A 6352-nucleotide genomic window follows, 5' to 3' on the forward strand; every position below is an offset into this window, starting at 1 on the left:
CAATTTGGACTCTTTCTTTATGGGTAAGTCTTGTATTCTTTTTACGTACCATAATAACAAATCTATTAATTTAGATTCGTTGCGTTAAGTTCTTGAGTACGCATTTCAGGTCAGCCATTAAGGGTAACGGTCTCGTATATGAAACGTAGCGTGCAAAAAGACGCTAACTTTTCGGATTATACACGAGCCGATTTTTTATTTTTTCTATTTATCTTTAATTTTTTAAATATACAAAAATAAAAAATTGGCGGACTCAATAAATAAACAAAAACCTCTCGGAAAGCCTGTAATAGCTATGTTTTATATACATTGTTGTGCATAGTGCTTTTCACGTTCAGCTTGGTTTTCCGATGTTTGTTATTTTGTTCAAAAGTGAGCGTTGGCAAGACATACTCTTTTACAGTTTTGGTGAAGCGTGGTTGATGCGACTGGAAATGTGTATGGCTTTGAGCGTTGGCAATTCTGTGTTTTAGTTTAAATCCATCTTCTCACTTTTTCCGCGTATTGTATATATTCATTTCCAAATTCACGTTTTAAAAACTCTTCCTCTAATCTTATTTGTGTAGATAATGAGGTTATGAGTAAAGTGAATGCATTGGGAATTACAAGAAATAACCCAATATTCGCAATCATAATACCTAAAAATATTGGGTTTCTTGAAATTGAAAACATTCTATTAGTTACTAATTTGGTTTTGTTGTTTTCATCAATACCAATTCTCCAAGAATTTGCCATTTGGCTTTGAGAAATCCAAACTACAATTAATGATATAACCAAAAGTGCCCAACCAATCTTTTGTAAAATAGGATTTTCTAAATACCAAAATGGAAGCAAATATTCATACCACTCATTTTTAAAAGCATAGATTCCAACAACAATAAGCTCAAAGATTGTGATAAATGTAAAAACCTTACCATTATAATCGTGAGCATTATCTGTCTTTTTAAACGTAAGCGGATTTATTCCTGTTTTTCTCCAAAGCAAAATTGACCTTAATACAAATACCAATAAAAAATATAATATCAGATAAGCAAATAATAACATAGTTTCTAATTTGATACAAAAGTGCTCTAAATATCAATGCAATGGAAGTGCAATTACTGACCACTACATTTATCACAAATTCCTTTTACTACCAAGTTTACATTTTCTGAAACAAAACCATCAGGCACTTTAATTTGAGGAATTTTATGTTCTGTTAAACAAACAGTTTCGTTACAGTTGTTACAATGAAAATGCAAATGTAAATCCCTTTCAATTTCGCAATTACAACCATTTTCACACAAAGCATATTTTGTAATTCCTGTACCATCGTCTATTTGATGTACAATATCTTTTTCTTCAAATGTTTTGACGGTTCTGTACAACGTTGTTCTATCTGCTTTCTCAAAAGCATTTTCTATATCACTTAATGTAACAGCAATTTGCTTTTCTGCAAGGAACTTGTAGATTAACAAACGCATTGCTGTTACACGAATATTTTTAGATTCTAATAATTTTTCTATTTTTTGCATAATTAATCGTGGTCTTCGTTTCCAAATGGTTTAATTATTATACCTACACTAAATATAAATCCATCTGTTGGTGCATATATTTCTGGAAATATAGGATTTTCGTGTGGTGGTAAAACTAATGGTGAGAACCTACTTTGTCTTCTATCTGTGAAATTTTCAAAGTTCACAAATGCACTACCAAATTTAAAATTACGCATTAATAGTAAACCCATTGTAACAAAGTCCGTTGTTTCAGTTCCGTTTGATAAAAACTGCTTTCCAGTATAAAATGTTTCATATCCTATTCGCCATTTTTCAGATTCGTACATCAATACACTACCTGCGTTATGTTTTGCAGTTAGTGGTTTTTGTGGATTTCCTGCTAAATAGTTCAATTTAGTATCTATTAGCGCATAATTTAAAAACCATCGAAAGTCTTTGTATGTAAACTTTATGTTTGTTTCAGCTCCTTTGCTCAATATTTCGTCTGTTGCGTTTTCAAATGCAAACAATCCGTTATCTGTACTATTTAATAACAAACCGTTGTTTATTGCTGATACGTAAAAAAGTTGATTGATTGAAAACCCAATAGTTTCAAACAAGCGTGTTTGGTAATTAAAATCAAGATTTAAACCATAAGAACGTTCTGCTTTTAAGTTTGATTTATCTATACCAAGTACATTTTCGAAATTTATAAATTCTGCTTCTTCTGTGAAAATATCAGGTATTTTGTAGCCTAAACCACCACCAATTCTGCTTGAAAATCCATTGTCATTTTTATACAATAACGAAACTCTTGGAAGTGGAAAAAATCCAAAGTCTGTGTTGTAATCAGCTCTCAATCCAGTTTCTAAAATCCAATTATCTGAAAGGTCATAAATGTTGTTTGCAAACATTCCATACGTTATATCTGTTTGGTCACGTTGTAAAGTTGCACTATCATTCTCATCAAACTTTGAAGTATATAAGTTTGCTCCAAAAATCCAATCAGTTTTTGAAGTTGCTTTTTGATAAGTAACTTCTGTAAACGTATTGATTTGTTTACCGTCAAAATTAAAATCTGGTATAATTAGATTTCTATCAAAAAAGGAAACGCTATTTTTTATATTTAATGAACTTGTCGAGTCAATTTGCGTATTGTAAACAGCTTGACTGCTCAATCTTTTTGAGATATTTTCTTCTGTATATTGATGGATTCCGTTTTCGCCATTTTCAATTTTTGTTATATCTCCACCAATTCTGTCATCGTAAGTTCCATTTAAACCAATCCAAAAGGTTGTTTTTTCTGATGGATAATAAAAGAATTTTGGATTGAAAGAAATCGAAGTTGTTTTAGGCAAATTACTAAATCCATCATCTTCTGGGTCGTAAGCCTTTTGATAATGACCAGAACCATAAAGCGAAACACCAAATTTGTTATTTCGTTTGCTGTAAAATACATTTGCTGTACTTCCCAATGCTTGTGTTTGTGTTAGCATAATATCTAAAGCTGGTTCTTCGTCTGGTGTTTTTGAAACCATATTTACTAAACCTGCAATTGCTCCACCACCATAAAGTGTTGATGAACTTCCTTTTATGATTTCAAATTGTTGTAAATCTAATGGCGGAATTTGCAAAATGCTCAAACCACTCGAAAAACCACCATAAAGAGGAAATCCATCTCTTAAAAGTTGTGTGTAACGTCCATCTAGTCCTTGGATTCTAATATTTGTACTTCCACTACTTAAAGAAGTTTGTTGCATTTGAATTCCTGTACTTTCACGAAGTACCATTGAAATATTGGTAGGATTCATTATGGCTTTTTCGCCTAATTCCTCTGCACCAATAAATTCTATTCTTGTTGGAATTTTTTTAACGGTTCTCGTGCTTCTTGAAGATTGTAATACAACTTCGTCCAATTCGTTTCCGCCACTTTTTAATTTGAAAACTAAATCGGAATTATTTGGAATTTGAATAGTAGTTTTTAAGGGTTCAAAACCTAAAAATGAAATTATTATAATATGTTCTCCATTTGGAATTTCTGTAAAAGTAGCAATTCCGTCAAAATCGGTTACTGCCCCTTTTTCTAATTCCTCAAAATATACTGTTGCTCCAAATAACGGTTCGTTTTCGGATTCTGAAACTACTTTTATTTGTATATCAGATGTTTGCGCTTTTATAGAAAAGCACATTATGATTGTGAGCATTGCGCTCAATATGTATTTATTCATTGAAAATGTAAAAATTAATTAACTAAAATTTTTTGACTTCTGGTCAATAAATTAGCTAATCAATTGAGGCGGTTGCCAGATGTTGGAATGAAAATTAAATCTGTAGATTGATTGATAAACAGATAGAATTTCTGTAGCAATTTCATTGTTAATACCTAATTCAAAAGTTTGAATTGGTTGATATGTAATTGCGATTCCGCAACAATTACAAATACAAGTTATTGGACAAGTATCATCACTATCATTTTGATGATTGTGTTTAGCAGTTATTTCGTCTTGGTGCAGGTCTTCGGCATTATTTCCGTCAGAACAAGGTTTGATTGACAAAACAAGTATTATTAATGATAGTATGATAGTAATAAATTTCATTGGCACAAAGATAAATAAATTTCAATGCAATGGTGTTGCAAAGTTTTTTCTTAATCCTGTTTGTGTTCAGTTTTTGAGCGTTGGCTAAAAACAGCTCTTTTATTTTTTTGGCGTTGGCTTTTTGTGGCTGGAAAAAATAAATGTGCTGTTTGTGCGGTTGGCTTTTTTAGTTCAAATGTTGATGTTTAGCACGTTTTTCCGCATTATGCACAACGTCTCGGCTATGGTTAGTACGGGGATTAAAAGTAGTGAACTTTCGATTAAGCACTTAGCCAAAACTTTTTATTTTGTTTTATCTTTTTTGTTTTAAAGCCAAATCAAAAAGATTTGGCGGACTTGGTTAAAGGCTCTAAACTTTGGGTTAAGCACCAAAACCCGTATTAATTATAGCCATTGTTGGGCGTTCGTTTTCTTATTAATTCCATTATTTCAGTATGCACTATAAATGTCTTTTTGAAATCGTTCAAGTTATTTGCAGTATTTTCCAATACAACGAGATTTAGATTTGTCTGAGGATAATAGTAGCAAGCGGAAACAAACCCTGGTGCATAACCTAGTGCTCCAATCTGAATGTTTTGTTCGCCATCTTTAAATAATAAGCCATATCCATATTCTACAGTTTCAAAAATAGGGTGAATTCGAGTGGCATATTTAGTTTTCATTAACTCCAATGTTTCTTTTTTGACCAGTTTCTCAGAGAATAGTAATTGATTCCATCTTTTTAAGTCCTCAAGATTTGAGATAAATGAACCTGCCGCCACAAAGTTGTACAAGCTATTTTTGGTAAATTCTAAAATCCCATTTTCATTTTCTTCGTAGCCTTTAACAAGGTTCTTATATACTTTATTTTTGGGGTGAAAAGTGTTTTTTAATCCATATTTATCAAATAACTCTGTAGATAAACCTCTAAAAGTCTTTTTTGTAACTTTTTGAAGAATTTGTGCTAGTAATTCATATCCCAATTGCGAGTAGTGAAATTGTGAACCTTCTTTAAATTCCAGAGGTTTATCTAAATCCGTAATTCCGTGCGTATGAGTAAGAAGCTGGTGAATTGTTACGAGTTTAGCCCAAGGTTGACTGATTTCGGTCAGATACTTACCAATCGTGTCATTTAATCCAATTTTACCTTTCTCGTATTCTCTTAAAATCAAAACAGCAGTAATCTGTTTACTTATTGAGCCAATGACGAACTGGTCGTTTATATCAATCTTTGTTTTATTTTCTAAATCCGAAAATCCAAACGATTTCGAATAAATGTCAATTGAATCAGTTGAAAGAGAAATAACACCGTTAAATTTATTTTCGCTAATTATTGAGTCGATTTTTGAAGTCAATTTTGCGTAGTTTTCCATTTTTCCTTGTCCATTTGTTTGGCAAGAAGTTAAAAGGATAAAAGTCAAAATTATTAAACTGATTTTCATTAATTGTACTGTTTTTTTAAATGACGCCCAACGTCTCGGCTATGGTTAGTACGGGAATTAAAAGTAATGAATTTCCGATTAATCACTTAGCCAAATTTTTTTATTTTGTTTTATCTTTTCTTTATTAAAGCCAAATCAAAAGATTTGGCGGACTTAGTAAATATACCAAAACTTTGGGTTAAGCATCAAAACCCGTATTAATTATAGCCCTTGTTGCCAACCGTTATTTCAATTTATTGGGTATCTTATGGTCTATAGAAAGTTTTTATGCACCAAATTGGAAATAAAAACAATAAGCAATTCAGTATTGAAATAGATAAGTGTAAGAAATTACTAGGAAATAATAGAATGAAATCATAATCTTTTATTGTAGCTGAATAACTAGAAACACAGAAAGGGAACAAAAAAAGTCTAATTTTTACCCAAATATTTTGCTTTATGCCTTGTTGAATAGTGGATAGTATTAGGGCAAACCCGATGATAAGTGAAATTCCTATAGAGCTAGCCCATAATTTTAGTGAAGCTTCAAAGTATATGCTTATAATTGTTAGATACCAAACTAAATAACACCATAAAATCATTTTTTGGGATGTTATATTTTTGAAATATTTTAAAAAAACAGTTATCACAATATCGTATGCTTCTTTTTATCTTGTCTAATGTCAAGTTTTGTTATTCAGTTAATTATATTTGGGTCAAATCTACCAATTTTAATAAACATTTTAGAGTTTTTTTTCTCTTTAGCCCAAGGAATTTATCGGATTCTGATGGGTAATGGTTGGCAACGTCCCGGCTATGATTTCGGACTGGGAAAGTATAGGCTAACCAGTCAGCCAGAGATAAATTTTTAAAATTAATA

5 protein-coding genes are annotated in these 6352 nt (G+C 31.3%); all 5 read right to left on the bottom strand.

Features of this window, described 5'->3' with window-relative positions:
* Positions 1–474: 474 nt before the first annotated feature.
* Positions 475–984, bottom strand: coding sequence for an isoprenylcysteine carboxylmethyltransferase family protein (locus Q0945_RS15530; RefSeq protein ID WP_299436415.1), 510 nt, complete (start codon positions 982–984; stop codon positions 475–477).
* Between the two features lie 113 nt (positions 985–1097).
* Positions 1098–1514, bottom strand: a complete 417-nt coding sequence (locus Q0945_RS15535) for a transcriptional repressor (protein WP_299436418.1) — start codon at positions 1512–1514, stop codon at positions 1098–1100.
* 2 nt (positions 1515–1516) lie between these two features.
* A complete protein-coding gene (locus Q0945_RS15540) occupies positions 1517–3703 on the bottom strand; it encodes a TonB-dependent receptor (RefSeq protein WP_299436421.1) in 2187 nt (728 codons plus the stop codon).
* A 51-nt stretch (positions 3704–3754) separates the two neighbouring features.
* Positions 3755–4072, bottom strand: coding sequence for a DUF6660 family protein (locus tag Q0945_RS16180; protein ID WP_366136609.1), 318 nt, complete (start codon positions 4070–4072; stop codon positions 3755–3757).
* Between the two features lie 380 nt (positions 4073–4452).
* Positions 4453–5493: a serine hydrolase domain-containing protein gene (locus Q0945_RS15545; RefSeq protein WP_299436424.1), complete on the bottom strand. Its 1041-nt coding sequence runs from the start codon at positions 5491–5493 to the stop codon at positions 4453–4455.
* Between the last annotated feature and the right edge of the window lie 859 nt (positions 5494–6352).

It is taken from the genome of uncultured Maribacter sp. (assembly GCF_947500405.1).
In the GTDB taxonomy this organism is placed as follows: domain Bacteria; phylum Bacteroidota; class Bacteroidia; order Flavobacteriales; family Flavobacteriaceae; genus Maribacter_B.